Here is a 25,389-nt window from a genome sequence, read left to right as displayed (position 1 = left end):
TTATGATCCTCCCTCTGCCAGTTACCTCTGGTTGATCTTTAAAGACATCTTCTCAAAAACATTTACCAATTTATGAGCGATATTGGATTCACTCATAACCGTCATTAGTGTATCTTGAGCATGGGCAAACAAGAGGGAGAAGTCATGTTCTTCTCCCCTAGCTTCCCCTTGAATGACATCTGTTTGTACTTTATGAGCGAGAACAATTTCTTGTTTTGCTTCTTTTAACTTTTGACGTGCTGCATCAAACTGTTCTTCCCCAATTAATTCATAAGCTTCCATGATAGAAGTCCGGGCGTTTCCAGCGTGTAATATGATTTCCATCGCAATCATATGGAGCTCCTCGTTCATTTTTACCCCTCTTTCTCAACTTTCACGTTTTTATTCCTCTGTCATTTCTTTTTCGTATTTGAGTTCTTGGTTATCGTACACTTTAAAGAACGGATACCAGATTAGGATAGAAATCACCATCATAACTAATACGAGTACAACACCTTTCCAATCGCCGTTTACCATAAACGTGGAAATTGGATAAGGAATATACCAGAGCTGGAATGCTTTATAAGGTATAGCAACCCATCCAGCTTTTAATACCAAGTAAGCAATCACAGGCATCAACGTACCATTAATCCAAAAAGGAATCATCAATATCGGGTTAAAGGCGATCGGCGCACCGAAAACAATTGGTTCATTGATATTAAAGATGGAAGGTGCAATCGTAGCTCGTCCAATAGACTTTAGCCTTGCTGATTTTGCAAAAAACAATAGGATACCTAGGGTTAACGTAAATCCAATGCCACCAGCGGCCATCCAACCCGAAAAATAGGTCTCCTGTGTAAAAATGTTTGTTGGGGCTGCACCATGGGCTACCATGTTTGCATTATCTGCAATTGCTTTGACCATAATAGGAAAGGTAATAGGATTTAAAACCCATGTACTTATTCCGAATGAGTACAGGAATACAAACAAGAAGGATAAAATGATCGCACCCCAGAAACTTTGGCTTATCGCAGATAGCGGTTGAAAAATGGTTACTACAATATCAAACAAATCAATTTTTGTCTGTGTGATAAAAATCCATCCTACAAAAATCAGCAAAGTAATGGGAATTAACGAATCAAACCACACAATGATAAAATCAGGCAAGGAAGATTCTTTCCCAAAGAAGGAAAATCTAGAAAAGGCTAACATGACAATCCCTACGACTAATCCCACAATAATCGCGACAAACATACCGCCTGCTCCAAATCGTTCCACTGCAAAACGGATGGTTCCGTCATCAGCAAAATTTGGACCGATAAGCATTAAATATAAGGCGATGGATGTCAAACCAGCTAGGTTCTTTTTGTCATGAACTTTGCTTTTCTCCATCACGTTGTACGGAATGAGAAAAGCAATAAATAGACCTAATAAACCAAAAGAAAAAGTATTGATTAATGTCAAATCTGGTATAAGTCCCGGTTTAATTTCATTGATCAAAGAAATCATCGTGATCAAGGAACCAACTAAAATGAAAGGCAAGATCGCCATTACTGCATCTTGTATTGCAGCGACCCATTTATTTTTGGTAAACTTATTAACTTTTGGGGCAAAACTGTTTTGCATATAATGGATAAGTTTGTCCACTGTTTCTCACTCCCCGTTACATTTTCTTTATTCCTGCTCCAATTTTTCAATTAAATCGAGTGCTTTTTCCCCGTCCAATCTTCCATATATCGCTTGAGGAATCACTGCTACTTTTGCTTTGGAATTCCCTAACTCTTCCTTAATTTCAGCTTCCATATATGCTAAATGCGGACCAATTAACAAAATGTCTGTTGTATCAATATGTTCAGACAACTCTGCTTCACTGCGTGCCTGAACTTGTACTTCTTTCTTTCTTTTTTTAGCAGCCTTCCGTATACTTGCTGCCATAAATCCACTGGATGCTCCGCCACCACAGATGAGTAGTACTTTCATTTTCCTAACCTCCATCAAATTATTATGGAAAAACGAATGAATTAGTAAGCGCTATCATTAGCTTTGTAAAGGCTTGTTATCGTTTACATTCTTAGTATCACATCTTTGAAAAAGACTATCCAACAAGAGATTTTCCTAGGGATAGGAAAACTACCGATGCATTAGTAGGAAATCATTTTGTTTATAATAAGAAAACAACCTATTTGTTATAAGGAGCTTATTGATATGAAGCAAGAAAAGATAGATGCTTTTCTTCAATATTTAGAAACGCATAATAGTTGGACGACAGCTACACAACTAGCTAAACACTTTCACGTTTCAACCCGAACCATCCGCAATTATGTCAAACACATAAATGAAGAAGAGCTGATCATCTCTTCCTCACCTGAGGGCTATCGGTTAATAAAAAGTAAAAAACTAAAAATGGAACAAAATGGAGTTATACAAGATCAACCTATTAAAAGAATGCATTTATTATTAAAAGAATTAATCCTTCAATCTGACGGGATCAATCTTTATGAAATTAGTGAAAAACTATTTGTAAGCGATTCGACGATTGAAAATTACGTTACGAATGCCAATCATTTCATAAAAGCCTTTCATTTAAAAATAAAACAAAAAAAAGATAAACTGCATTTGGTTGGAGAAGAAACAGCAAAACGAAAATTAATGAGCAGAATTATTTCGACAGAAACATCAACAGATTTTCTTAGTCTTCATACCGTTCAAGAAGCCTATCCAGAGTACAATATAGCCCAACTAAAAGAAAAACTTATCTATATCCTTGGTAAATACAATTTATATGTAAACGAATATACGATTAATAGTATTTTACTTCATCTCGTTATCACCATTGACCGAATTAAAGAAAATAACTCTGTTGCCCAAAAAGCACCGATGCAAAATATAAAAAGAATATTGGAATTAAAAGCTGCAACAGATATTGCTGCGATGATAGCGAAAGATTATCATGTCACACTACATGAAGGAGAAAAGTATTATCTTGTCCTCCTTTTATCCAGTAAAACCACCTTACTGAATTACCAATCGATTACTCCTGAAACATTGACCAATTACATCGATCAACACTATGTAACAACCGCAAACAAACTATTAAAAAAAGTACATGAATCGTATTACATCGATATCGACGATGATGAATTTTTTGTAAAATTTACGATTCACATTCGAAACCTGATCTTTCGTGCCAAAAACGAACAAACGGCACGAAATCCCTTAACCTATAAACTAAAAGATTCCTATCCACTTATCTATGAAATCTCCGTGTTTATTTCTACTGAGCTACAAAAAATGGAGAATATTATTGTAAGAGAAGATGAAATTGCCTATATCGCTTTCCATATTGGAGCCTATTTTGAACGCAGGAAAGAACTAGAAAATAAAATACTATGTGCTGTGATATGCCCGATTTACTATGATATGCAAGTGGAACTAGTACAAAAGATTGAGGAAAAATTCCGCCATTCCTTAGAGATTATTCAAGTGACTGCTGAAGCCAATGAACTTTCTCTTATAAACCATATTGAACTCATTATCTCTACTCTGCCTATCAAAACAGAACTGGTTCCTGTTGTTTTTGTACATCCATATATTACAGAAGGCGATTATGAACAAATTCAAAATCAACTACTAAAAATAGAAGAAAGAAAAAATATGTCTCGTGTAAAAAACTATTTAGAAGCCTATTTCAGTGAACAATTATTTATGAAAAATATATATCTGGACAGTGATATGGATTATATTCGATTTATGTCCAGTCGAATGCAAAAAATGGGATTTGTAGATGAAAAATACTGCCAAGCTGTTATCGAACGGGAAAAAATGTCATCCACTGCTTTTAATAACAATGTAGCAATTCCGCACTCAGTAAAAATGAATGCATTTCGTACAGGTATTTGTCTCATTAGCAACGACAAACCAGTCCAATGGGGCGAAGAAAAAGTACAGATCATTGCGATGATCGCTGTACATCGACAAGAGGGGAAATTATTTACCAACGTTTTTGAGAGTTTTATTAATGTCTTATCTGAATGGGATAATGTCAAAGAACTCACCAAAGCGAATGACTACATGAGTTTTATGTCTAAAATGGCGATTTTAATGGAAAAAATATAAAAACAGCCACTGCTTAACATTGGCTGTTTTCATTGTATTGATTGGCTAGTTCTTGCAGCAGCTTCTTTATCTCCACTACTAATTCTATTGGTTTTTTGACCATGGCATCCTTGCCTAATCCAATAAATAATTTCGCTAAAAAGGAAACATCACGTTTATGAATCTTATCTTCCAGCCATCCTGTCCCATCTTTTCGAACCTTTACAGGAAAACGAGTACCAATATCCGCTTCACATCTTTGAACTCCTGCTGAAGTCAGTTCCACAAATAAATCCAGATCAGATTGCTTCTCCTTACTCAATGATATCCGATTTCCAAGATGAACATGTTTGAGGTCAATCGGTTGCATGTTCGTAAATCTTATATCAGAAATGATTTTGTCACATCGAAAGAGGCGTATGTCTTTACGGACAAAGCAGTATGCCGGGCAATACCATAACCCATTATTTGCATATACACCTATTGGTTGAATCTTACGAGTCATACTACCCGACTTAGATGTATATTCAATCTCAATCACCTGTTGCTCCACGGCTGCTTTTAATAAAACAGACAAATAAGGTGATTTGGTCTGACGTACTGGGATAACAAAATCAAATCTGTTTTTCATTTGATCGATGCGATCGCGAACATCTGATGTCATATAAAAATAAAACTTCTTTAATGCAGAAGCAGTTTCTGTTTCAAAGGGCAATGAAGAATAATGCCTCAAAGCATGACTTGCAAAAAAAATCGCAACTGCTTCTTCTTCTGTAAAAGCAATCGGCGGCAAAACACGCTCATTCAGTACTTGATATCCACCATGCGGGCCGACCTCCGAATACAGAGGTACTCCCAATCCACTTAACTCCTGTAAATCTCGCAAAATTGTTCGTGTCGAGACTCCAAATTCATCCGCTAACTCCCGAACCGTAAATTTTCGCTTTCGATTCACTGTCATCATCAGTTCCATCAACCGTTGTGATTTATTTGGCATTATTCTTTTCCTTTTTCCGCATTTATTTTTAACTATGACAACTTTTGTCACTATTATAGTTTAAGATAAGAAACAAGTTCAACAGAAAATAAATTCTAAGAAGGTGACATTATGAAAAGACCTTTTCAAGTCGATAAAACAGAGTACCCATTCAAAGATAAATGGATGCCCTACAAAGATGGACATATTCATTATATCGACGAAGGCTCTGGAGCAACCATCCTACTCCTCCATGGAAATCCGACATGGTCTTATTTATATCGAAATGTAATCAAAGAACTTCGTCATAACCATCGGCTTGTGGCCTTGGATTACCCAGGATTAGGAATGTCAAAAGCTCCTACTAACTATCGATACACACCACAAGAACATACAGAAGCGCTAACCTATTTCCTAGAAAAATTACAGTTAAAAGATTTTATTATAGTAGTCCAAGATTGGGGTGGACCAATCGGAATGCATTATGCTGTAAACCATTCGGAAAATATAAGGGCAATCGTCTTGATGAACACATGGGCTTGGCCTACAAAACTTCCAGCCATGAAACTTTTCTCACTTGCAATGGGAGGCTGGCCGCTCGGTTATTGGCTGCAAACTAGAAAAAACTTTTTTGCTAAAACGATTGTCCCTAATGGAATACACCATAAAGAAAAAGTCACAAACAAACTCAAAAGTGCATATACGGATCCATTTCCAACACCTGCATCCCGAAAGCCTACTTGGGTATTTCCAAAAAGTATTCGTAAAGAACACCGATGGCTGGCAGAGACAGAATCAAAATTATCTAATCTAAAACATATCCCAACACACATTCTTTGGGGAATAAAAGACAGCGCAGGCTTTCCACTCAGCGAAATGAAGAAATGGCAGCATTACTTACCAAATAACCAAACCGAAGTTTTAGAAGATGCATCACATTATGTTCAAGAAGATCGTCCAGATAAGATTGTCGAAGCGATCCGACGTTTGACAACCAAACAATTAATTATAAATAGAGGAGCAATTTAAACATGAAAACAATCTTATGGGCAACTTTATCTGCAAATGGAAACTATGCACAATCGAGTCCAGAAAATCCGCCGAAAGAAGCCGCTCTCGCTGACTTTGCAACACAAGCGAAAGCTGCTGGTAACTTTATCGTCGGCCGAAAAACATTTGAAGGCATGTTAGCAAGCGGGGGAAGCGGAGAAGCGTTCGCAGGTTTAGATATTATCGTCATTTCACGGAATAGTAAAACCATCTCGGGAGTAACTATCGTTTCTTCGCCTCAAGAGGCACTAAAATTATTAGAAGAAAAAGGTCACACTACTGCCCTGCTCTCAGGTGGAGAATCTTTACACAACAGTTTTTTGACGCAAAACTTAGTTGATGAGGTCATTTTTAACATTGCACCTGTCCTAGAAGGAAAAGGGTTAAATCTTCTTATCAATATGGAAAAATACCAATATCGAAACATAACGTTACTTAATAGTAAACAACTTGGTGATGGAGTTGTTCAATTACACTACACCATTCCAAGATAAAGGATTCCTAGAAAAACGACTGATACACATTGATGACCATTCTGCAATTATGAGATTGCCAGAATGGTCATTTTTTTGGCTATTTGTTCTCTAACTCATTCTTTTTTCCATGCAGGAGAAGTCCGGAATGTCCACTCAAACAATGTTAGGGAGATCAGCAACAGGGCAACAATCGACAAATACATGATATTTGCCCCCATGTTTTCTCGTACCGAACCAAAGCAGTATACACCGACAATGCCACCTACTCCATAAACATAGAAGCTAGTGGATGCAGCTCGGCCTTTTTGTTCTGTAAGCTCATATGCCTTTGCACCCAAAATCTGATTGAAGACACCATTGTATGTGATACCGATGATCAGAGAAGCAATAATCAAACCGACTACATGATGCCAGACGATGCACAGTATCCCTCCAGCCATCATAACAATACTCCATCGAATGAAATTCTGCTCACTAAGCTGTTTCTTGAACAGATAGGCAACTACCCATCCAGCAACACTAGCACCAATATAAATAACGGTTCGTACCAATGATCCGTCTCGGACACCTAGATCAAGTACAACATAGGTAATCAGCACGTTTACACAAACAGCAATCCCAATGACAGGGAATGTCAAATGGAGAACCTCCTTGAGTGGAAGAAGAGATGCATCTTCTGGTACATAGTTCGATTGTTTGGAAAAAAGCATAACGATAATCGCAAAGCTAGTTCCAATAGGTCCTAGCCAGTTCCATACAGTCAGATGCTCACTTGCCAGCATCGAACCAGTTGAAACACCAAAAATAGAGATCATCGTTCCAACCGCTTTCAGTTTTCCTACACCTGACATCTTTTTCTCTCCCGAAGGGAGCAGTCCCCGAACTTGCGTGTCATTTGCAATCAGCAAAATTCCGCAGAAGAAAAAACGCAAAACTTGAAAACACACGGCAGTTAAGCCATCTGCCATGGCCACTCCAATTCCAGCAACAAGCAGCAAGATCAGAGAGACCAACTGTACTAATTTTGTGCCGAACCTGTCGATGAGCATACCTACCGTCATGTAACCTATGAAACTGGTAACAGTCACCGCCGTAGCCGTGACAGTGACACGGGCAGCCTGTCCCTGAAGCTCCATCCAGAAAGTGTAACTGCTGCCGTATAAGTCGATGTTGAGCATGATCATACACTCCACTAAGACTGCGAAAAGTGTATGTCGATTCCAGACTTCTCGGTCTGGTTTCTGCATAAGATTACCCTTCTATTGAGTCGAAAACGATTAGCTATAATTAATAAAATATAGAATATATACAATTGTCAATAAATAATTTCAGTTATCTCCATTTCAAAATAACTTGTCCAAACATGACCAAGTTCTATTTTGTGCTGTTGATTTCACTTTCTTACTACTTATTCTCTGCACCTCATTGGTTCATTAACACTTACAATGAAAACAATATTTTACGTTTTTCTGTTAGCGAGTATTCTACTTTTAGGGACATAACATTATACGGATACGGATTGCAGGCGATAATGAACAGCTCTAGAATTCCCTCAGTTTCAGCCGTGTGAGGATCAACTTATTCATTTCTCATTTATCATTAGTAAGACTGATTCATACCATTATAAATGCAATATTGATGCGAAATATGTATGGAAGTATATTTGTAGTGTAAATGAGTTGCAATAGAACTTTTTAAATAGAATAAAGTCATTTCTAAGGGGATAAGCAAATGCCATATTTTGAATCAAAAGATAGCACAAAACTCTTCTATCGTGAATGGGGAGAAGGGAAGCCCGTTATTTTCATTGCGGGATGGTCATTAAGTTCTACTATGTGGAATTATCAAATGATAGATCTTAGCAGCAAAGGAATCCGCTGCATTGCTTATGATCGACGGGGACACGGCCGGTCGGATGATCCCGGCAAAGGATATGATTATGATACACTCACGGATGATCTCCATGCATTGATAACACACCTTGATCTTCGCGAAGTTACGCTGGTTGGTCACTCGATGGGATCAGGAGAGGTTGTCCGCTACCTAACACGCTTTGGCAAAGATCGCATAAAAAAAATTGTGCTGCTTGCTGGAAGTGTACCTTACCCAGTGAAAACAGAGGATAATCCCAATGCATTTGATAGAAACCTTTTTGAAGTTGTCCGCACTGCATGGAAAAGAGATTTTCCGCTATGGTTAATTGAAAATGAACCAGGTTACTTTGGCAAAGGACTTCCAAATTGCAACACTTCACCGCAAATAGGTGAATGGACAAGATGGGACATGCTCCAAACATCGCTTAAAGCCGTACTCGATTTCCATTACACAGGGATTACAACCGATTTTAGTGAAGAGCTAGCCAAAATAAGTGTCCCCACCTTAATCATTCATGGCGACAGCGACGAATCTATGCCAATTGAGTTTTGTGGCGAAATATCAGCACAGCTGATTCCGGATAATAAGTTTATTGTATATGAAAATGGTCCGCATGGCTTATATATTACACATGCAGACCGTCTCAACAAAGATTTGCTGGAGTTTATCAAATAAGCAATTTATTTTAAAAAGGATCATCTAGATTTATTCGATGATCCCCTTCCTCTTTTAATAAGCAGACCAGCCAGCATCTGCATTGATGATTGCACCATTGACAAAACTGGAGTCGTCTGATGCAAGGAACAGAGCTACTTTTGCTATTTCTTCTGGTTGGCCAATCCGTGGATTTATAGCCAAACCGAGATTTTGACGGGAGAAACCTAGTTCATTAATACTCGTCATTGATGCACTGATATTCGTTTCCACACCACCAGGGGCAATGGCATTACAACGTATTCCTTGCGGTGCATACATAAAAGCTGTGTTTTTGGTGAAACCAACAACCGCATGTTTGGATGCTGTGTAAGCAGCACCAGCTCTTGCACCATATAAACCGCCAGCCGAAGCAATATTTACAATTACACCTTGCCCATTTTTAATGAAAAGCGGCAGAACTTTTCTAGTAGACCGCATAACACTAGTAGTATTAATAGCAAAAATGCGGTCCCATTTCTCATCTTCCACATCCCCAGCAGGTTCCATATTATCCATAATCCCTGCATTGTTTACTAGAATATCTACTGTACCGTATTTTTCAACAGTTGTATCAATCAATGTTTGGATATCTGCTTCTTCAGCAACATTGGTCTTAATTGCAAAAGCAGTTCCACCATTTTCTTCAATTTCCTCTACTGTTTCAATTGCGCCATCTAAGTTCAAATCAGAAACAGCTACTTTTGCCCCTTCTTTTGCATATAAAATGGCAATCTGTTTCCCCATGCCTGATGCTGCACCAGTAACAACTGCTACTTTATCTGTTAATTTCATGATAAATTCCTCCAATTGTGGTTCATCCAGAAATATATTGAACAGATGTTTATTATCTTTCGTTATTAGTATAATATTATTATGTAAGTGCTTTCAATCAGCAAAGTTTGCTTAAGATGTTGATTAACAAACGAATCCATCGTAGGTGTTTATTATAAAGAAATAATCAACAAACGGGGTGAAAATGTTGACGAAGGAAAAATCAGTCGATCGAAGAATTACCAAATCAAAAGAAGCATTGAAGGAATCACTTCTCTCTTTGATGCAGACCAAAGATTTTAAAATCATTACGATAACCGACATCGTTCAAAAAGCCGATTTAAATCGAGGAACATTTTATAAACACTTTACTTATAAAGAAGATTTACTTCATGATATTATAGGAGAAGTTTTGCAAGATCTAGTCATTTCTTATCGTGAGCCTTATCAGCATACAGATTCCTTTATCTTGAAAGATTTAACTGCATCAGCAATTAAAATTTTCCATCATGTAGAGAAACATGCGAATTTTTATGTACTCATGTTAAAAACGAATGCCCTTTCAAAACTTCAATATGTTGTTGGGAACCAATTGAAAAAACTTGTGCTTGAGGACATTTTGAGTTTTGAGACAGACGAGCAATCCATTGATCCTGAATTGCATGCTAGTTATCAGTCCCATGCAATCTTAGGCATGATCTTGGAATGGGTCAAACAAGATTTCAAGTACAGTTCTTCCTATATGGCGGATCAACTGCTAAAAATCATCCATCTCAATCCTTTGCAAGCAAATTATCATACGAAAAAAGGTGATGAAAAAAAATGATAGTAAAAATAGATGACCTAAAAAATGAAACAGTCCGATTATTGCTGCAAGATCATCTACATAGTATGACACTGCATTCGCCGCCTGAAAGCATACATGCCCTGCCACTTGAACAATTACAACAAAATGATATTACTTTTTGGAGCTGCTGGAACGATGAAGAACTGCTTGGTTGTGGAGCATTAAAAGAGTTGGATAAAACTCACGGTGAAATCAAATCGATGAAGACTGCCGCAGCTCATTTACGAAAAGGAGTCGCCAAACACATACTTACTTACATCCTAGATACAGCAAAAAAACGGGGATATCAAAGAGTCAGCTTAGAAACAGGCTCTATGGATGCATTTAAACCAGCTCGAACTTTATATCAGAAAATGGGGTTTGTATACTGCAACCCATTTGGATCTTATATAGAAGATCCAAATAGTATTTTCATGACAAAATACTTATAAAAACAAAAAGAGTTGAACTATGTTTAAAGTGTTCAACTCTACCTATTCACGAAAGGTTAGAAATCCAGTCAGCCACTGTTTTTACTTCTGCTTGTTTTGGAAATACCTTTTCCATTAAAACACGATGAACTTCTGGATCCGCATCCAGACAAGCATCCGATAAGACAGTCAGCATAAAATCAAGGTCCGCAGCTTCGCGCAATGTGGATAATACAACCCCGCTTGTAGAAATACCGCAGAGAACAAGTTCATCAATCTGTTTGGAACGAAGGATAATCTCTAAATTACTGCCTGCAAATGCACTGATCCGATGTTTGGTAACAACAGGCTCATATTTCATCGGTTTCACCGCATCAGAAATTCGCATCGAACCGGCAGATACAGCAAAACTACCATGCTTAGCAACTTGTGAAAACACACGGTTTTTAGGACTAATCTCTGGGTAACCTTCACTAAAACCAACTTTTACATAAATGACGTTTATACCCTTTTGACGTGCTGCTTCCACTGCATTTTGAAATGGGAGCAGTACTTCCTGTTGCTCTGCATACCGTGAAACAATCTGATTTTGCATATCCATCACTAAAAGTGCTTTATTTTTATTGTTATTCTCCAAAAGTTGTATCCTTCTTTCCCATTCCATATGATAGAGTAAAAAACTATACTGATATAATAAACGGAGATATCTCCGTTTGTCAATTGAACTGAGGTGTACCATTATGAGCGAAAAAAAACTACGACTAGAACGACGAGATGCGATCGAAAATCGACAACGTATTCTCCAAGCAGCAATCAAGCTTTTTGAACAAAATGGTGTGCAGCAGGTCAGCATGAACCAGATAGCAATGGAAGCACAAGTAGGGCCAGGAACACTGTATCGGCGCTATCGTAACAAAAGCGAATTATGCCTAGATTTGATAAAAGATCATATTGTTGTACTATTTGAAGACATGGAGACTTATCTTGAAGAAAATCATAGGGAATCACCAGAAATACGCTTTAAAAAAGTCATTGAGCTATTTGTTGAATTTCGTGAAAAAAAATCACAATTGCTTACGGGTGTAGAGGATTCTCATACCACTAAACCAAGACGTGTTGGTGAAAGGAGCCCGCTGTATAACGATCTGCATGAGCTGATCTATCGTCTATTTGCAGAAATATATCCAAACGATCAATTGCTTCCTGATAATACATTCCGAACAGATATGTTACTTTTAGCTATTCGAAGCGATTCCTATTCATTTCAGCGAGAAGTTCGCAAATATTCTCCAGAACAGATCATCGACCAAATTTGTGCTGCTTTTCTACCTATTAAATAAGCAAGTGTTCACCTGTCTGCAAATTCATATGAAGCGGCTTTCAGCAATCATTCCACTACTTCTATTTTTTGATTTACTAGTCGATAAAACCGAAAGTAAACCCAAATGGCATTGAAAAAAAGCAAGCCACTTGTGCATAAAAACACATATCTTATGCCAAGCAACGCGGCTATTTGCCCGCCAAAAATGGAACCGATAAATATGCCTAAATAACCTGCAGACATATTTAATCCAAAAACACTGCCAGTTAAATCATCTGGAGTGATTTTTTTTATTAGGATATTGATTGATGGCATTAATCCCCCGGAGGCTAATCCAAAAATAAAACGGAGAATCATCAACTCCCAAGTATTTGTTACAAATGCTTGGGGAATAAATACAATTCCAGCGACTACAAGAGCTACCAAAATAACTTTGTGCGCTCCTATCCGATCCGAAAGTTTTCCCAATCTGGGAGCTGCAATTATACTTGCTAAGCCCGATGCCGAAAAAGTTATACCAGAAAGCAATGCTACATGATCACTGTGATGAGATAACTGTGTAATATACACAGTTATAATGGGCTCGACAGAATATAAAGCAATCGTCAGCACAAAAAAAGTCAAAAACAAGGTAACAGTCAAACCCTTTTCAGGAATTGCTCCCCAGATCTCTTTTGTACTTAATTGTTTTTGGCTACTACGAACAAAGTCCTCTTTGACAAAAAAAGCCGTGGTAAGAAATGCAACGAACAAAAATCCACCTGTAATAAAGAAGACATCCTGCAGACGAAATGTCTCTCCGATGATTCCCCCAATAGTAGGCCCGAGCAGGCCGCCTGATACACCAGCAGTCGAGAGCGTTCCTAAAGCCCAGCCAGCATATTTTTTATCTGTTTGTGTTGCAATTAAAGCTGTACAAGCAGTGCCATAACCAGTAATAATTCCTTGTACTAACCGCAGACCTATCAGTACATATACATTTGGTGAAAATCCCATCAGAAAAAGTACGACTGCCATACCTAAACTTGCTCGGATTAACATAGGTTTTCGCCCTATTTTATCTGCGATTGATCCCCATATAGGAGAAAAAATAGCTGATAACACGAATGTAATACCAAAAGCAACTCCAGATAACCGTGCAATCGTGTCTGCATCTGTCTCTCCCAATTGCTTGATAAACAATGGCATAATTGGTGCTACTTGACTCATTCCGATACTTGCAACAAACACTCCAAACCAACAAAAAATCAAATTCCTTTTCCAAACAGGCATCAGCAAAATCTCCATCCTATAAATAATATGCGTTTCATTTTTTGCTTTATTGCCTTCATACCAATATTAAACGGAGATATCTCCGTTTGTCAATGGATTTCGAATCAAACCAAAAACCCCTTTGGATTATATCCAAAGGGGTTAAATCTATATATTATTCAACTGTCACACTTTTTGCTAAGTTACGAGGTTTATCTACATCATATCCACGCTCTACACATGCATAATAGGCAAGAAGCTGAAGTGGTACAACAGCTAAAACAGGAGAGAAAAGATTGTCAATAGAAGGGATATACATCACTTCATCAACAGTTTTTAATAATTCCGTGTCTCCTTCTGATGCCAATCCAAGTACATGTGCACCTCTTGCTTTCACCTCTTGAATATTGCTTACCATTTTCTCAAATACAGCATGTTGTGTGGCTAGTGCAATAACTGGGATTCCTTCTTCAATTAGAGCAAGGGTACCATGTTTCAGCTCACCAGCTGCGTATGCTTCTGAATGTATATATGAAATTTCTTTTAGTTTCAATGATCCTTCCAATGCTACAGCATAATCCATGCCACGGCCTAAGAAGAACAGATGCTCATTATGCACAATGGACTTAGTGAAATTTGCAATTTTATCTGCTTGTTGCAGCACCTCTTCTGTTTTCGCTGGAAGAGATTGAAGCTCCTCTAACAATGTATCAAAAGAAGATACAACACTCGCTTCCAACAATTGCGCCATATACATACCCAGCAAATATATTGCTATTAATTGGGAAGTATATGCTTTGGTTGAAGCAACAGCAATTTCTGGACCAGCCCAAGTAATAATAACATCATCTGCTTCACGGGATACACTGCTGCCCACTACATTTGTGATTGCCACAACACGTGCACCGTGTTTTTTTGCTTCACGAAGTGCAGCAAGTGTATCAGCCGTTTCTCCAGATTGACTTACAACTACTACTAATGTGTTTTCGTCAATAATAGGATTGCGATAACGATACTCGGAAGCTACATCGATTTCTACAGGAATACGAGTTAATTGTTCGAGAATCGTTTTCCCAACTAAACCGGCGTGGTATGCTGTACCACAAGCGACAAAGTGAATTTTGTTGATTTGTTTAGCCGTTTCTGGTGTAAGGGATATTTCTTGGGACAGATCCACTCGGCCATTTTTAATTCGTCCAGCTAAAGTATCACGAATCGCCTTTGGCTGTTCGTATATTTCCTTCAACATAAAATGGTCAAATCCACCTTTTTCTGCTGTTTCCATATCCCATGTTACACGAAGCACATCCCGATTTACTGGAGTACCATCTAATGTCATTAATTTCACATCATGTTGATCGAGTACAGCCATTTCTCCGTCTTCTAAAATATAGACATCACGAGTATGTTTTAAGATAGCTGGGATATCAGAAGCGATGAAGTTTTCTCCTTCACCAATTCCTACAACAAGCGGGCTAGCAAGTCGAACAGCAACTAATTTATCTGGTTCATAGTTACTAATAATCCCTAATGCGTAAGCACCACGAAGTCTTTTTACAGCTTTTTTTACAGTAGAAACGAGATCACCATCATACACATCAGCTAGTAATTTTGCGATTACCTCTGTATCTGTCTCCGAAGTAAATACATGACCTTTTGCAATTAATTCTTCTTTTATTTCAAGATAGTTTTCAATAATGCCATTGTGTACAACTGCAAACTGCTCATCCCCGTCTACATGAGGGTGTGAATTTGCATCGGATGGCTTGCCATGTGTAGCCCATCTGGTATGACCGATACCAAGTTGACCTACTAGGGCTTGTTGATCCAAATGTCCAGCTAAATCTGCTAATCGACCTTTTGTTTTCTTTACTCCGATCTCATCTCCATTAAAAATAGCTACACCAGCAGAGTCATATCCACGGTATTCTAGCTTTTCGAGACCTTCCAATAGTACGTTTTGAGCTTGTTTCAAACCGATATATCCTACAATTCCACACATAAGCAAACCTCCAGCGTATTTATTTTTCAAGGTACCCATACTGATCACAAATCAGAACACGTCTACTCTCTATTTTTGCTCAATTAGTCACCCAATCGAATTGTATAGAGAGTCGTCGGTGTAGACGCAACACCGGGAGGTATCCGCCGATAAAATCGATAAACCTCCACCTCGTCAACTGCATTCCCTTGCAGTCCTGGCGCTTTTCAACAAAGTTTGTTGTAATAATTTAAATCACTTGTTTGGATTCATCACTCCTTTTGATGGACAAATTTTTGTATTCGCTACCTATCCTATCCTATTCAAAAACAAACGAAAAGTAAAGTCTTGAAAAAGTAAACCAAGTTTGAATTCACTTTTGAACTTGTGAGTATACAAAAAAATCCTAAGAAACAAAGTGTTCTCCGATATTCGACTGGATAACATGCATATCAGATCATCATTCTTTTTGTATTTGAGACGGTTCTTGCCCTCTTAGAACTAATAAAATATGGGTTCTAATTTTTATAGATCACCTTACAGTCACATCAAGCTAATAATAAATTAAACCTCCAGGCAGAGTAAAACACCCATGCCTAACGGTGTGGGTGTTTTACTACCTAGAAGGGATAATACTAGTTTCTTCTTCAAGAATTCGGTTTTATCATTGCCCCATCTCGTGTTGAATAACATCTGCAATTTTATGAACAAATTGGTTCAATTCTTCTTGATCCGGTCCTTCTGCCATAACTCGGATCAGCGGCTCTGTTCCAGATGGACGGACTAGTACTCGGCCATTCGCATTTAACTCTGCTTCCACTTCTTTGATAACAGATTGAATTGCTTCGTTTTGTTCCCATCCTTCTTTGGATTTAACTACGACATTTTGAAGCAGTTGAGGATAGACTGTTACACGAGCACTTAAATCAGATGCACGTTCTCCGGTTTCCTTCATGACACGCAATAATTGAATGGCTGAAAGCAATCCATCCCCTGTTGTATTGTAATCCAAAAAGATAATATGACCGGATTGCTCTCCACCTAAATTATATCCACCAGATAGCATTCGCTCGAGCACATACCGGTCCCCCACTTTTGTCTTTTCCGTCAACATATCTATTTTTTCGGCAGCTTTAAAAAGACCGATGTTACTCATAACAGTTGTAACGATTGTGTCTTGCTTTAGTTTTCCATGTTCTTTTAAGTATTGACCGCAAATAAATAAAATTTTATCTCCATCAATTAACTTACCCTTTTCATCTACTGCAATTAAACGATCTGCGTCTCCATCAAAAGCTAATCCCAAATGAGCTCCTTTGGCAATTACTTCTTGTTGAAGTGATTCTGGATGAGTCGATCCGCATTCGACATTGATATTTATTCCATCAGGATTACTATGGATTGTCGTTACATCAGCACCTAATTCACGCAGTAACTGCGGAGCGAGTTGATAAGCGGCGCCATTTGCACCATCCACAACGACGTGTATCCCACATAAATCGATGTCAATAGTTGACTTTAGATGCTCCAAATAGTGCACGTATGCTTTATTGTCATCAACAATACGCCCAATTTTATCGGCAACAGGTCTTTCCAATGTATCCTGTTCCTGTGAAAGATATTTTTCTATTTGTTCCTCTATATCATCTGCTAACTTTCGGCCGTCAGCATTGAAAAATTTTATTCCATTATCTGGATAAGGATTATGTGATGCAGAGATCATCACACCTGCATCCGCTTCCAAATACCTTGTTAAATAAGCTACTCCAGGTGTACTAATTACTCCTAAACGCACAACATCTACGCCAACCGATGTTATCCCAGCTACTAGAGCAGCTTCCAACATCTCTCCAGAAAGACGAGTATCTCTTCCAACAATCATTTTTGCATTTTGCTTCTGTCTTGTAAGAACATACGCCCCAAAGCGCCCTAATTGAAAGACTAGTTCTGGTGTCAATTCTAAGTTAGCTACTCCACGAACACCATCAGTACCAAAAAATTTACCCATGTCATTCCTCCATCGTCCAAACAAAAAATAACCGATTATTCCATTGTATTTTTCTCATCCATATTCCCTGTAGCAGACGTCCGAATCATTTTAACATAAATTTCTACTTGGGTGGGTGCTACTTTTTCAGCAGGTGCAACAACTTTGACCGTTTGTGAAAAAGTAGTATCCGAAGTCACATTTGATAAATCCACTGATCCAGCTGGATACGTATTCAACGTTTTCAATTTTTCAATCGGTCCATATACTCTTATTTTGGTAGGATTTGTTGTAATTGATTTTACTTCATATCCCTCTGGGGGAGGCTTGCTCACTGTTACACTTAACGGAATATCACGATACGAAACAGTCGGTTTTGGTACACTTGGTTCGACTGTGATCGGTATTTGTTCCACTGGAATGGTAACATTTGCTTTTGCAGGTGTGACTTTTACATTCGGTTTACTTTTTGATTTGCTATGAATCACTAATGAAACCGTACGATCAGTAGTCTTTTTTAAGTTATTCACGTTGACTATAGCTGTAACACTCGATACCTTTTCCACTTCTTGTTTAATTCCTGACACACGTACATTAGCTGGTATGTATGTGATTGGTAATAACCGATATCCTGATGCAGCGGCTCCTCTTGTCACAATTGCCACTGGCATTGTCTTCGTTGTTTTTTCCGCGATATTAACAGAAATGTTAGCCGGATTCGCTCTTACTTGCACATTTGCTGGCAATCCCTCTACCCGTACTGGTATATCAGAATGTTTTCCTGCTGTTAAATACCTTACGTCTACAAATACACGATATGCTGGTAAACGGCTAATTGTATTTTTATCACCAATAAATGTGAGATCCACTTTTTGTGTGGTACTAAGCAGTTGGTATTTATTTGTATTCATTCGATATTCTACTTCTATATCTCTAACTGTAGTGGATGAACGGTTTACAGAAAATGGATAGGTTGGCTGCGAAACCATCAGCCATAAAACAAAAGCAAGTATGAGAGAAATCGCACGAAGCACCCAATCTTTGGAAAACCAGTTATCCATGAGTACGACTCCCTTCGCCTTTCATCTTTGTATGCTTTTGTTTCAATCGTTGATATAGATAAGAGACAAAATCTTCACTGGAAAGATTTCTTTTCAGTACACCATTATGCGCAATGGAAACAGCGCTTGTCTCCTCAGACACAATAATAATAAGTGCATCTGACATTTCCGACATACCCAGACCTGCACGATGACGCGTCCCTAAAGATTTAGAAATGGTATTACTTTCACTGAGAGGCAAAAAACAACCTGCAGCAGTAATTTTTGATTCTTGAATAATAATTGCCCCGTCATGTAATGGAGTATTGGTCGAAAATACAGTACGGATCAACTCAGAGCTTACATCTGCATGCAGCGTAACACCTGTACGAATATAATCATACAGACCTGTCTTTTGTTCTATGACAATTAATGCACCTATCCTATTAGCTGATAGCGATTGAACCGCCTTGGATAATTCACCCACTATCTTATTTACTTCTTCGTCCCGGATCACGCGATAACGACTAAAAAATCCTCCTCGACCAATCTGTTCAAGAGCGCGACGGAATTCCGGTTGGAAGATGATAATAATGGCAATCACTCCAACAGAAAATAAATTTTCAATAAGCCAAGTAACTGTTTTTAGTTCAAAATAACGACTGATAACCCAAAGCAAGACTACAACTGTAATGCCTTTTAATAATTGAACAGCTCTTGTCCCTTTAAGAAGCAATAACAATTGGTAAAAGATAAAACTGACAATCAGAATGTCTACTAAATCACTAAAATAATCTTTTACTTCACTGGATAACATAGGGAGCCTCCGAGAAAGTAGTGTACTTTTAGTATGCACTATTTTTCGAAATAAAAGCAGATCGACCACCAGCTATGTTTCACTGGTGGCCGAGGAGATCTAGAAGAAACCGTTGTCTCTGGAGAAAAATTTTTTCCAACTCCTTAAAATGCTGTTCAACAACAGACCGCAATCTCATCAAAGCAGGAGAAAAAAGTACTCATCCAGCGCTCGATTCAAAGCTTCTTCATTTCCGCTTACAGAGACGAAATTCCTCTTCAATCCAATCGAACATTACATACATTATAAATGATTCTCTTTTTACCGTCATCTTACCTTGATATATCTCAAGAATGTTTTACTTTCAATTGATTAATTTGATTTGATCAAATCATTTCTTTCTACAACAAGCTAGATGAAATGAAAGTTCCACATCTTACAGAACTATTAAAAAAACAGTTCAGCCACCAGTGACTTTAGTCACTGGTGGCTGAACTGAAGCACTATTAATCGAATCCATGGCTCCATAGCTTTTCCACAAAGGGATCAAGCCAATCGGGATCACTGGTACACTGCCAGATTTTTTTCCTACGAGCCTCTTCAATTGAGAAAACATCTCATTCAATTGCCCCTTTAGGTTATGCTCACTCGGCAGATTATCACGGGGCACTCCAAAGAATTTCCCTTCATCGATCAATTCCTTCATTTTTTCATAGATCGACTTAAGAATCCATAGCTTACTGAAATGATCGATATTTTTCAGCAGGTGCTCACACACCTCTGTCCATATAGTCTCTTCCTGAAGAAACTGTACAATCGTTTCAGCACTTGGGTGATCCGTTTGACATTGTTCTTTGCAATTCTGCAGGAACGTTGTCTTCAGATGTTCTCCTATCCAAATGGAATCGCCAAATTTCTCCATCAGATCATACGTCAGCCAATGACGATGTTCTGATGACAAATAAGGGTACTGCTCTTCGAATGCCTGATTCAGAATCCTCTCCAACATTTCATCGAAAAAAACATGGAAGGTAGTTTCGAGATCAATGACAGTACCAATCGGACTGTACTGAGCAGTATTTCGCCTTTTCTTGCCCATGAATCCTCCAAAGGCTTCTGTTGATTTAAATTAATTATACCACGAACAAGAGAAAACCTATCGTTTGCATTTGTAAGAAAAAAGCGAGTATGGAAATACCCTCAATGCCAATGAACCCTATGATCGAGATGGTAATGCAGCCAAAAACATTTTGCATAAAAGTAAAATAATAATTGCCGTGGAGCTCACGATTTGAATTTGGTAAAATCCTTTGGAGTACCGCTGATTACCTAAAAACTCCACAGCTATAGCCGTGGGATTTTATCATAATATCGTTTTTCCAAATAAGGAACTAATTAATGCTACTGCTACTTTTGCCGTAATATTTTCTCTATCTAAAATTGGATTCACTTCCACAAATTCAGCAGAAGTAATCAAATTGGATTCCGACATCATTTCAAGAGCAAGATGACTCTCACGATAAGTGATTCCACCAGGAACTGGAGTACCAACACCAGGTGCATCTTTGGGATCTAGTCCATCTAAATCCAAACTCAAATGCACACCATCCGTACCGTTACCTACAATTGCAAGAGCCTCTTCCATCACTCTCGCTAAGCCAAGACGGTCTACCTCATGCATAGTAAATACTTTTAGTCCCATTTCCCGGGCAATTTCTTGTTCACCTTTATCCAGTTCGCGAACACCAATTAATACCACATGCTCTGGCTTCACTTTTGGAGCAAATCCACCAATGTTTACTAATGATGGATGTCCTGAACCAAGACTTGCAGCCAGCGACATCCCATGGATATTGCCTGATGGAGAAGTTTCTCCAGTATTGAGGTCTCCATGTGCGTCATACCAGATTAGCCCTAAATTTTCATAATGTTTGGCGACTCCGGCAACTGTACCTATCGCCATACTGTGATCCCCGCCAAGTACAAGTGGAAAACGCTTTCTTTCGATTGTACTAGATACTACTTTGGCAAGTTCTTCATTAACTTCACAAACTGTATTTAAAAATTTTAAATGATTATCTCCAATATCAATCGATTCCGGACTAGGTACTTTAATGTCACCCAAATCTTCCACTTCAAATCCAAGTGAAGTTAAAGTCGATTGAAGCCTAGCATAACGGATAGCACTGGGTCCCATATCTACGCCACGTCTGCCTTGGCCGAGGTCCATTGGCATACCTATCACGCTTATCGGAAATCTGTTCATTTATCGTTCCTTCTTTCCATACTTTTGTTATCCATAAGCGCATTGTAGCATTTTTTATTATTATTTGTAAAATTTTAATATTTATACCAATGAATGTATAAATACTTATAGCCTCACCGAAGATTCTAAATTATAATATAAAAAGAACTAACAAGGATACTCGAATCATTATGGAGGAAACGGCGCCTGAGTCTAGTGAACAGGAAATGGCGGCCTGTTATCTTATTCTAAAAAAAACGCTTCGTAAAAATCCAAAAGCGAGGATGTTCTCTTTTAAAGGAAGTAATCATAGTATCATTCATCATCACCAAAAATTGAGAGTATATATTGACCGTGTCGAATGCAAAGAGAATATACCTATCGCAAAACTTGCAATTAATACAGTAAGAAAAGCCGGCTCAGAAACAGACACCGTCATTGTGCTCCATGATGGAAAATTTCATACATTCTCTGTCGTATATATATATTAACCCACAAAGAGAATGAGATAAAAAATGAAATATCCTGATGATCAAGCCATCATAGAAATAATCAATCGACAGCTGCAAATAAATCCTAAAAGCAGTTGTGTTACATTCCACAGGAAAGAATATACGCTTGTTCATCATCGTCCGATCTATGTGACATCCAACGATATCTCATGTAGAGAGAAGACATCATTCTCAAGAAACGCAATGATTATACTAAATCTAATTCTAGACAGCGAAGAGGAAAATCCAGCATATATCATCCTGTTTGAAAATGAAATCATTCATGTAGCAGAAGTGATTTATGATTCATAACCATTAAAAAGATAGTAAAAATTAGTTGATGAATCAAAAAATCGGCTTAGGATTTTAAAATCCTAAGCCGATGCATCTTATAAGGAAAAGAGATACCATCAAGTATCTCCTTCCAAATAAACAGTTGGAGCGGGTGAAGGGAATCGAACCCTCACATTCGGCTTGGAAGGCCGATGTTCTACCATTGAACTACACCCGCATATGGAGCGGAAGACGGGATTCGAACCCGCGACCCTCGCCTTGGCAAGGCGATGCTCTACCACTGAGCCACTTCCGCATTTATTATATTATTCTATGATCAAGGATCATAAATGGTGAGCCATGAAGGACTCGAACCTTCGACCCTCTGATTAAAAGTCAGATGCTCTACCAACTGAGCTAATGGCTCTCAAAGATGTAAATCAAAATGGCTGGGGAGGAAGGATTCGAACCTTCGGTACACGATACCAAAAACCGATGCCTTACCACTTGGCTACTCCCCAAAAATATATAAAATTAAAAAAAGTGGTGGAGGGAGTAGGATTCGAACCTACGAAGTCGAAGACAGCGGATTTACAGTCCGCCCCAGTTGGCCACTTTGGTATCCCTCCGTAAATGGTGGGCGCTGACGGGATCGAACCGCCGACCCCATGCTTGTAAGGCATGTGCTCTCCCAGCTGAGCTAAGCGCCCTTATAAAATTGTGGTGACCCGTAGGGGATTCGAACCCCTGCATGCCAGCGTGAAAGGCTGGTGTGTTGAACCGCTTCACCAACGGGCCAAACATAATACGAATTTATGGAGCTCTCTACCAGGCTCGAACTGGTGACCTCTTCCTTACCATGGAAGCGCTCTGCCGACTGAGCTAAGAGAGCATGGCTCCCAAAGCAGGATTCGAACCTGCAACCTACCGGTTAACAGCCGGTTGCTCTGCCGTTGAGCTATTTGGGAATAATCGACAAGCTGTATTGTAGCAAGAAGATCTATGTATTGTCAAGTGATTTGACATAATATTTATATCATTATTTTTCCTTGTGTTTGCCTTTTTGCGACAAGATTTAATATACCACAGGTAGTATTCCATTGCAATGATTTTTTATAAATAAACAGATGTTTTTTTTACATAACAATAAGACTACTAAAACAGAACCTATTCTTCCTTTTCATTCTATCCATATGAAAAGGCGTGATATGCGCCTTTTTATATAAGTCATTATCCGATTCTCAATACAGTGATATCTGTATTTAAACCTGACAGAGACGTGACATTACTTGCACTATTAACAGTCACTCGTATTTCAACAGTAGCAGTACCCTGTGGTTGTGGTTGTGACATTAAATTCGTTAACTACTGAGATTGGTCTTCTAAAGGTTGAAGCATTTGCAGAAGAATACAGATCATTTCGATCTGCTTATATTCCCTCATATATTACCTTCCTCATTATCATTAATAATTCAAAAATACAATCAAACCCTAAAATCAAGCTTTTTTCCATGTATACGAACAAAGACTAACAAAAAATTATGAAAGATAACGATCTAATTTTACTTTTTGATAGAACCAATAAAAATGGGAAAAATAAAACCGAAAAGTATTATTCTGGATACCATCTTCTATTTGTGTTGCTTTTTTACCTGTTATAAAAAACATTTCAGATATTTATTTTTCCTTATTGACTATTCTATACACGAAATAATATAATACAAATGGTTAACGGGGTGAAATATTCATGTGAGGTGATATTCGATTGACTGATGATGAAGTGATGGAATTTGTCAATGCCATGCGTTTTTGTGTGAAAAGATCCTTCCACATTCTGCATGAACATTTCAAAAAGTATAACCTAACCATTCCTCAAGGACAGGTGTTAAGAGTACTGAACCAAAAAGGCCCCTTATCTTTAGCTGAAATAAGCAAAGAAATAGACTCAAAACCAAGTTCTATGAGCGGACTTATCGATCGACTGGTTAAAGCTGGGATGGTAACTCGGAAGCGGGATCAAGAAGACCGCCGAATTGTCTGGATCGATTTGAGTGAAAAGAGTAAAGAAATTTTTACTAATTTTCCTTATACACAAGCAGAGTATTATCGGACGTACTTAGAAAAAATGACCGATGAAGAGTTTTCGGCACTCTCCATAAATCTGCAAAAGCTTGTGGAAATATTAAAGGAAGGATAATCATATGAAACAATTTTTAACTACGATCATTGTACTTATCGTGGTATTTGGACTTGGGGCATTTGGTTATCAATATATGTCCGATAAACAGACATATGTTTCTACCAATAACGCAACAATTCAAGCTGATTTATACAAGCTTGATGCTGCCCAAACAGGAAAATTAACCGACTGGACGATTAAAGAAGGAGATCAAGTTAAGCAAGGGGATGTCATAGGAAAAATAACAGATAAATCCTTAGCTTCAAAAACGACTGGTACAGTAGTAAAGACGAGTGTTTATGAAAAACAAAATGTCTTTCAGGGTCAAACTCTTGCTCAAGTAGCTGATCTATCAGATGCTTATGTACTTGCTTATATCGATGAAGACCAAATTGAAAAAGTGAAGCAGGGCAAAGATGTTAAAGTTACAATTGAAGCTCTTTCCAATGAAACGTATGAAGGAAAAGTAGAAGAAATCGGTTCTGCAACAGGTGTTTTTTATAATTCCGCTGATACAACAACAAGTACTTCCAAGAGCTCCTCTTCAGAAAAAGAAGTTCAACGCGTACCTGTGAAAATTTCTGTGAAAGATTTACCAATATCACGTTTAACCATTGGCGTACATGCAGAAGTGAAAATAGAAAGATAAG

Annotated in this window: 25 protein-coding genes and 9 tRNA genes; 11 read left to right on the top strand and 23 right to left on the bottom strand. The window is 38.2% G+C overall.

The features are described 5' to 3' along the window. Positions 1–21 precede the first annotated feature (21 nt). Genes AC5WOC_RS12770 through AC5WOC_RS12760 form a run of 3 tightly spaced genes read right to left on the bottom strand, consistent with a single transcriptional unit; the run spans position 22 to position 1,959 of the window. Positions 22–351 carry a PTS lactose/cellobiose transporter subunit IIA gene (locus AC5WOC_RS12770; protein WP_496055790.1) on the bottom strand — a complete coding sequence of 110 codons (330 nt, stop codon included), beginning with the start codon at positions 349–351 and terminating at the stop codon, positions 22–24. A 30-nt stretch (positions 352–381) separates the two neighbouring features. Next, positions 382–1,626, bottom strand: coding sequence for a PTS sugar transporter subunit IIC (locus tag AC5WOC_RS12765; RefSeq protein WP_496055789.1), 1,245 nt, complete (start codon positions 1,624–1,626; stop codon positions 382–384). A gap of 27 nt (positions 1,627–1,653) precedes the next feature. Further along, on the bottom strand, positions 1,654–1,959 hold the full coding sequence (locus AC5WOC_RS12760) for a PTS sugar transporter subunit IIB (RefSeq protein ID WP_496055788.1): 306 nt from the start codon (positions 1,957–1,959) through the stop codon (positions 1,654–1,656). 225 nt (positions 1,960–2,184) lie between these two features. Here AC5WOC_RS12760 and AC5WOC_RS12755 point away from each other — a divergent pair, with 225 nt between their 5' ends. After that, positions 2,185–4,095, top strand: coding sequence for a BglG family transcription antiterminator (locus AC5WOC_RS12755; protein WP_496055787.1), 1,911 nt, complete (start codon positions 2,185–2,187; stop codon positions 4,093–4,095). A gap of 13 nt (positions 4,096–4,108) precedes the next feature. Here AC5WOC_RS12755 and AC5WOC_RS12750 read toward each other — a convergent pair whose 3' ends face one another. Further along, positions 4,109–5,071, bottom strand: a complete 963-nt coding sequence (locus AC5WOC_RS12750) for a helix-turn-helix transcriptional regulator (RefSeq protein WP_496055786.1) — start codon at positions 5,069–5,071, stop codon at positions 4,109–4,111. A 111-nt stretch (positions 5,072–5,182) separates the two neighbouring features. Here AC5WOC_RS12750 and AC5WOC_RS12745 point away from each other — a divergent pair, with 111 nt between their 5' ends. Continuing rightward, entirely contained in the window at positions 5,183–6,079 is an 897-nt protein-coding gene (locus AC5WOC_RS12745; RefSeq protein ID WP_496055785.1) for an alpha/beta fold hydrolase, read from the top strand. A 2-nt stretch (positions 6,080–6,081) separates the two neighbouring features. Further along, entirely contained in the window at positions 6,082–6,594 is a 513-nt protein-coding gene (locus AC5WOC_RS12740; RefSeq protein ID WP_496055784.1) for a dihydrofolate reductase family protein, read from the top strand. A gap of 95 nt (positions 6,595–6,689) precedes the next feature. Here the strand turns inward: AC5WOC_RS12740 and AC5WOC_RS12735 are convergent, their stop codons facing one another. Next, the gene (locus AC5WOC_RS12735) at positions 6,690–7,823 is read right to left on the bottom strand and encodes an MFS transporter (protein ID WP_496055783.1); all 1,134 of its coding nucleotides are present in this window, start codon (positions 7,821–7,823) and stop codon (positions 6,690–6,692) included. A gap of 484 nt (positions 7,824–8,307) precedes the next feature. On the opposite strand from AC5WOC_RS12735, the gene AC5WOC_RS12730 reads away from it, so the two are divergent. Then, positions 8,308–9,126: an alpha/beta fold hydrolase gene (locus tag AC5WOC_RS12730; protein WP_496055782.1), complete on the top strand. Its 819-nt coding sequence runs from the start codon at positions 8,308–8,310 to the stop codon at positions 9,124–9,126. 54 nt (positions 9,127–9,180) lie between these two features. On the opposite strand, the gene AC5WOC_RS12725 is transcribed toward AC5WOC_RS12730, so the two are convergent. Then, a complete protein-coding gene (locus AC5WOC_RS12725; protein ID WP_496055781.1) occupies positions 9,181–9,939 on the bottom strand; it encodes an SDR family oxidoreductase in 759 nt (252 codons plus the stop codon). A 184-nt stretch (positions 9,940–10,123) separates the two neighbouring features. Here AC5WOC_RS12725 and AC5WOC_RS12720 point away from each other — a divergent pair, with 184 nt between their 5' ends. Then, positions 10,124–10,744, top strand: a complete 621-nt coding sequence (locus tag AC5WOC_RS12720) for a TetR/AcrR family transcriptional regulator (protein ID WP_496055780.1) — start codon at positions 10,124–10,126, stop codon at positions 10,742–10,744. Next, complete coding sequence (locus AC5WOC_RS12715; RefSeq protein ID WP_496055779.1) at positions 10,741–11,196, top strand: GNAT family N-acetyltransferase; 456 nt, start codon at positions 10,741–10,743, stop codon at positions 11,194–11,196. The genes AC5WOC_RS12720 and AC5WOC_RS12715 overlap by 4 nt, the downstream gene beginning before the upstream one ends. A 46-nt stretch (positions 11,197–11,242) precedes the next feature. Here the strand turns inward: AC5WOC_RS12715 and AC5WOC_RS12710 are convergent, their stop codons facing one another. After that, complete coding sequence (locus AC5WOC_RS12710) at positions 11,243–11,812, bottom strand: cysteine hydrolase family protein (RefSeq protein ID WP_496055778.1); 570 nt, start codon at positions 11,810–11,812, stop codon at positions 11,243–11,245. A 103-nt stretch (positions 11,813–11,915) separates the two neighbouring features. Here AC5WOC_RS12710 and AC5WOC_RS12705 point away from each other — a divergent pair, with 103 nt between their 5' ends. Next, entirely contained in the window at positions 11,916–12,515 is a 600-nt protein-coding gene (locus tag AC5WOC_RS12705; protein WP_496055777.1) for a TetR/AcrR family transcriptional regulator, read from the top strand. Between the two features lie 47 nt (positions 12,516–12,562). Here the strand turns inward: AC5WOC_RS12705 and AC5WOC_RS12700 are convergent, their stop codons facing one another. From AC5WOC_RS12700 to rocF, 7 genes are all read right to left on the bottom strand, one after another. Then, positions 12,563–13,768 carry a multidrug efflux MFS transporter gene (locus AC5WOC_RS12700; protein ID WP_496055776.1) on the bottom strand — a complete coding sequence of 402 codons (1,206 nt, stop codon included), beginning with the start codon at positions 13,766–13,768 and terminating at the stop codon, positions 12,563–12,565. A gap of 154 nt (positions 13,769–13,922) precedes the next feature. Beyond that, positions 13,923–15,749 (bottom strand): glutamine--fructose-6-phosphate transaminase (isomerizing), encoded by a 1,827-nt coding sequence (glmS, locus tag AC5WOC_RS12695; protein ID WP_496055775.1) that lies wholly within the window; start codon positions 15,747–15,749, stop codon positions 13,923–13,925. Positions 15,750–16,392: 643 nt separating this feature from the next. Further along, positions 16,393–17,736, bottom strand: a complete 1,344-nt coding sequence (gene glmM, locus AC5WOC_RS12690; protein WP_496055774.1) for a phosphoglucosamine mutase — start codon at positions 17,734–17,736, stop codon at positions 16,393–16,395. A 35-nt stretch (positions 17,737–17,771) separates the two neighbouring features. Further along, positions 17,772–18,776, bottom strand: a complete 1,005-nt coding sequence (locus tag AC5WOC_RS12685) for a CdaR family protein (protein WP_496055773.1) — start codon at positions 18,774–18,776, stop codon at positions 17,772–17,774. Beyond that, entirely contained in the window at positions 18,769–19,572 is an 804-nt protein-coding gene (gene cdaA / locus AC5WOC_RS12680) for a diadenylate cyclase CdaA (RefSeq protein WP_496055772.1), read from the bottom strand. The genes AC5WOC_RS12685 and cdaA overlap by 8 nt, the downstream gene beginning before the upstream one ends. Positions 19,573–20,011: 439 nt before the next feature. After that, positions 20,012–20,650: a hypothetical protein gene (locus AC5WOC_RS12675; protein ID WP_496055771.1), complete on the bottom strand. Its 639-nt coding sequence runs from the start codon at positions 20,648–20,650 to the stop codon at positions 20,012–20,014. A gap of 264 nt (positions 20,651–20,914) precedes the next feature. Then, entirely contained in the window at positions 20,915–21,817 is a 903-nt protein-coding gene (gene rocF / locus AC5WOC_RS12670) for an arginase (protein WP_496055770.1), read from the bottom strand. A 170-nt stretch (positions 21,818–21,987) separates the two neighbouring features. On the opposite strand from rocF, the gene AC5WOC_RS12665 reads away from it, so the two are divergent. Together AC5WOC_RS12665 and AC5WOC_RS12660 are read left to right on the top strand one after the other, a co-directional pair. Beyond that, complete coding sequence (locus tag AC5WOC_RS12665; protein WP_496055769.1) at positions 21,988–22,287, top strand: hypothetical protein; 300 nt, start codon at positions 21,988–21,990, stop codon at positions 22,285–22,287. Between the two features lie 24 nt (positions 22,288–22,311). Then, entirely contained in the window at positions 22,312–22,599 is a 288-nt protein-coding gene (locus AC5WOC_RS12660; RefSeq protein WP_496055768.1) for a hypothetical protein, read from the top strand. 125 nt (positions 22,600–22,724) lie between these two features. On the opposite strand, the gene AC5WOC_RS12655 is transcribed toward AC5WOC_RS12660, so the two are convergent. From AC5WOC_RS12655 to AC5WOC_RS12615, 9 genes are all read right to left on the bottom strand, one after another. Continuing rightward, positions 22,725–22,798 (bottom strand) — tRNA-Gly (locus AC5WOC_RS12655). Positions 22,799–22,801: 3 nt separating this feature from the next. Then, positions 22,802–22,876: transfer RNA gene (locus tag AC5WOC_RS12650), tRNA-Gly, on the bottom strand. A gap of 35 nt (positions 22,877–22,911) precedes the next feature. Next, positions 22,912–22,987: transfer RNA gene (locus AC5WOC_RS12645), tRNA-Lys, on the bottom strand. Positions 22,988–23,006: 19 nt separating this feature from the next. Beyond that, positions 23,007–23,081 (bottom strand) — tRNA-Gln (locus AC5WOC_RS12640). 23 nt (positions 23,082–23,104) lie between these two features. Beyond that, a tRNA-Tyr gene (locus AC5WOC_RS12635) sits at positions 23,105–23,189 on the bottom strand. A gap of 5 nt (positions 23,190–23,194) precedes the next feature. Then, positions 23,195–23,270 (bottom strand) — tRNA-Val (locus tag AC5WOC_RS12630). Positions 23,271–23,281: 11 nt separating this feature from the next. Then, a tRNA-Glu gene (locus AC5WOC_RS12625) sits at positions 23,282–23,358 on the bottom strand. Positions 23,359–23,376: 18 nt separating this feature from the next. Next, a tRNA-Thr gene (locus tag AC5WOC_RS12620) sits at positions 23,377–23,452 on the bottom strand. Position 23,453: 1 nt separating this feature from the next. Then, positions 23,454–23,528: transfer RNA gene (locus tag AC5WOC_RS12615), tRNA-Asn, on the bottom strand. A gap of 797 nt (positions 23,529–24,325) precedes the next feature. Between AC5WOC_RS12615 and AC5WOC_RS12610 the strand changes: the two genes are divergently transcribed. Both AC5WOC_RS12610 and AC5WOC_RS12605 read left to right on the top strand, forming a co-directional pair. Further along, positions 24,326–24,757: a MarR family winged helix-turn-helix transcriptional regulator gene (locus AC5WOC_RS12610; RefSeq protein WP_496055767.1), complete on the top strand. Its 432-nt coding sequence runs from the start codon at positions 24,326–24,328 to the stop codon at positions 24,755–24,757. 4 nt (positions 24,758–24,761) lie between these two features. Next, positions 24,762–25,388 carry an HlyD family secretion protein gene (locus AC5WOC_RS12605; protein WP_496055766.1) on the top strand — a complete coding sequence of 209 codons (627 nt, stop codon included), beginning with the start codon at positions 24,762–24,764 and terminating at the stop codon, positions 25,386–25,388. Position 25,389: the final 1 nt, after the last annotated feature.

The sequence above is a fragment of the Shimazuella sp. NTD247 genome (genome assembly GCF_059510415.1).
This window is presented reverse-complemented; position numbering and strand designations above follow the sequence as displayed.

Coding starts and splice junctions, on each gene's coding strand:
- AC5WOC_RS12770 (WP_496055790.1), bottom strand. CDS start 351: ATGAACGAGGAGCTCCATATGATTGCGATGGAAATCATATTACACGCT.
- AC5WOC_RS12760 (WP_496055788.1), bottom strand. CDS start 1,959: ATGAAAGTACTACTCATCTGTGGTGGCGGAGCATCCAGTGGATTTATG.
- AC5WOC_RS12755 (WP_496055787.1), top strand. CDS start 2,185: ATGAAGCAAGAAAAGATAGATGCTTTTCTTCAATATTTAGAAACGCAT.
- AC5WOC_RS12750 (WP_496055786.1), bottom strand. CDS start 5,071: ATGCCAAATAAATCACAACGGTTGATGGAACTGATGATGACAGTGAAT.
- AC5WOC_RS12745 (WP_496055785.1), top strand. CDS start 5,183: ATGAAAAGACCTTTTCAAGTCGATAAAACAGAGTACCCATTCAAAGAT.
- AC5WOC_RS12740 (WP_496055784.1), top strand. CDS start 6,082: ATGAAAACAATCTTATGGGCAACTTTATCTGCAAATGGAAACTATGCA.
- AC5WOC_RS12735 (WP_496055783.1), bottom strand. CDS start 7,823: ATGCAGAAACCAGACCGAGAAGTCTGGAATCGACATACACTTTTCGCA.
- AC5WOC_RS12730 (WP_496055782.1), top strand. CDS start 8,308: ATGCCATATTTTGAATCAAAAGATAGCACAAAACTCTTCTATCGTGAA.
- AC5WOC_RS12725 (WP_496055781.1), bottom strand. CDS start 9,939: ATGAAATTAACAGATAAAGTAGCAGTTGTTACTGGTGCAGCATCAGGC.
- AC5WOC_RS12720 (WP_496055780.1), top strand. CDS start 10,124: ATGTTGACGAAGGAAAAATCAGTCGATCGAAGAATTACCAAATCAAAA.
- AC5WOC_RS12715 (WP_496055779.1), top strand. CDS start 10,741: ATGATAGTAAAAATAGATGACCTAAAAAATGAAACAGTCCGATTATTG.
- AC5WOC_RS12705 (WP_496055777.1), top strand. CDS start 11,916: ATGAGCGAAAAAAAACTACGACTAGAACGACGAGATGCGATCGAAAAT.
- AC5WOC_RS12700 (WP_496055776.1), bottom strand. CDS start 13,768: ATGCCTGTTTGGAAAAGGAATTTGATTTTTTGTTGGTTTGGAGTGTTT.
- glmS (WP_496055775.1), bottom strand. CDS start 15,749: ATGTGTGGAATTGTAGGATATATCGGTTTGAAACAAGCTCAAAACGTA.
- glmM (WP_496055774.1), bottom strand. CDS start 17,736: ATGGGTAAATTTTTTGGTACTGATGGTGTTCGTGGAGTAGCTAACTTA.
- AC5WOC_RS12685 (WP_496055773.1), bottom strand. CDS start 18,776: ATGGATAACTGGTTTTCCAAAGATTGGGTGCTTCGTGCGATTTCTCTC.
- cdaA (WP_496055772.1), bottom strand. CDS start 19,572: ATGTTATCCAGTGAAGTAAAAGATTATTTTAGTGATTTAGTAGACATT.
- AC5WOC_RS12675 (WP_496055771.1), bottom strand. CDS start 20,650: ATGGGCAAGAAAAGGCGAAATACTGCTCAGTACAGTCCGATTGGTACT.
- rocF (WP_496055770.1), bottom strand. CDS start 21,817: ATGAACAGATTTCCGATAAGCGTGATAGGTATGCCAATGGACCTCGGC.
- AC5WOC_RS12665 (WP_496055769.1), top strand. CDS start 21,988: ATGGAGGAAACGGCGCCTGAGTCTAGTGAACAGGAAATGGCGGCCTGT.
- AC5WOC_RS12660 (WP_496055768.1), top strand. CDS start 22,312: ATGAAATATCCTGATGATCAAGCCATCATAGAAATAATCAATCGACAG.
- AC5WOC_RS12605 (WP_496055766.1), top strand. CDS start 24,762: ATGAAACAATTTTTAACTACGATCATTGTACTTATCGTGGTATTTGGA.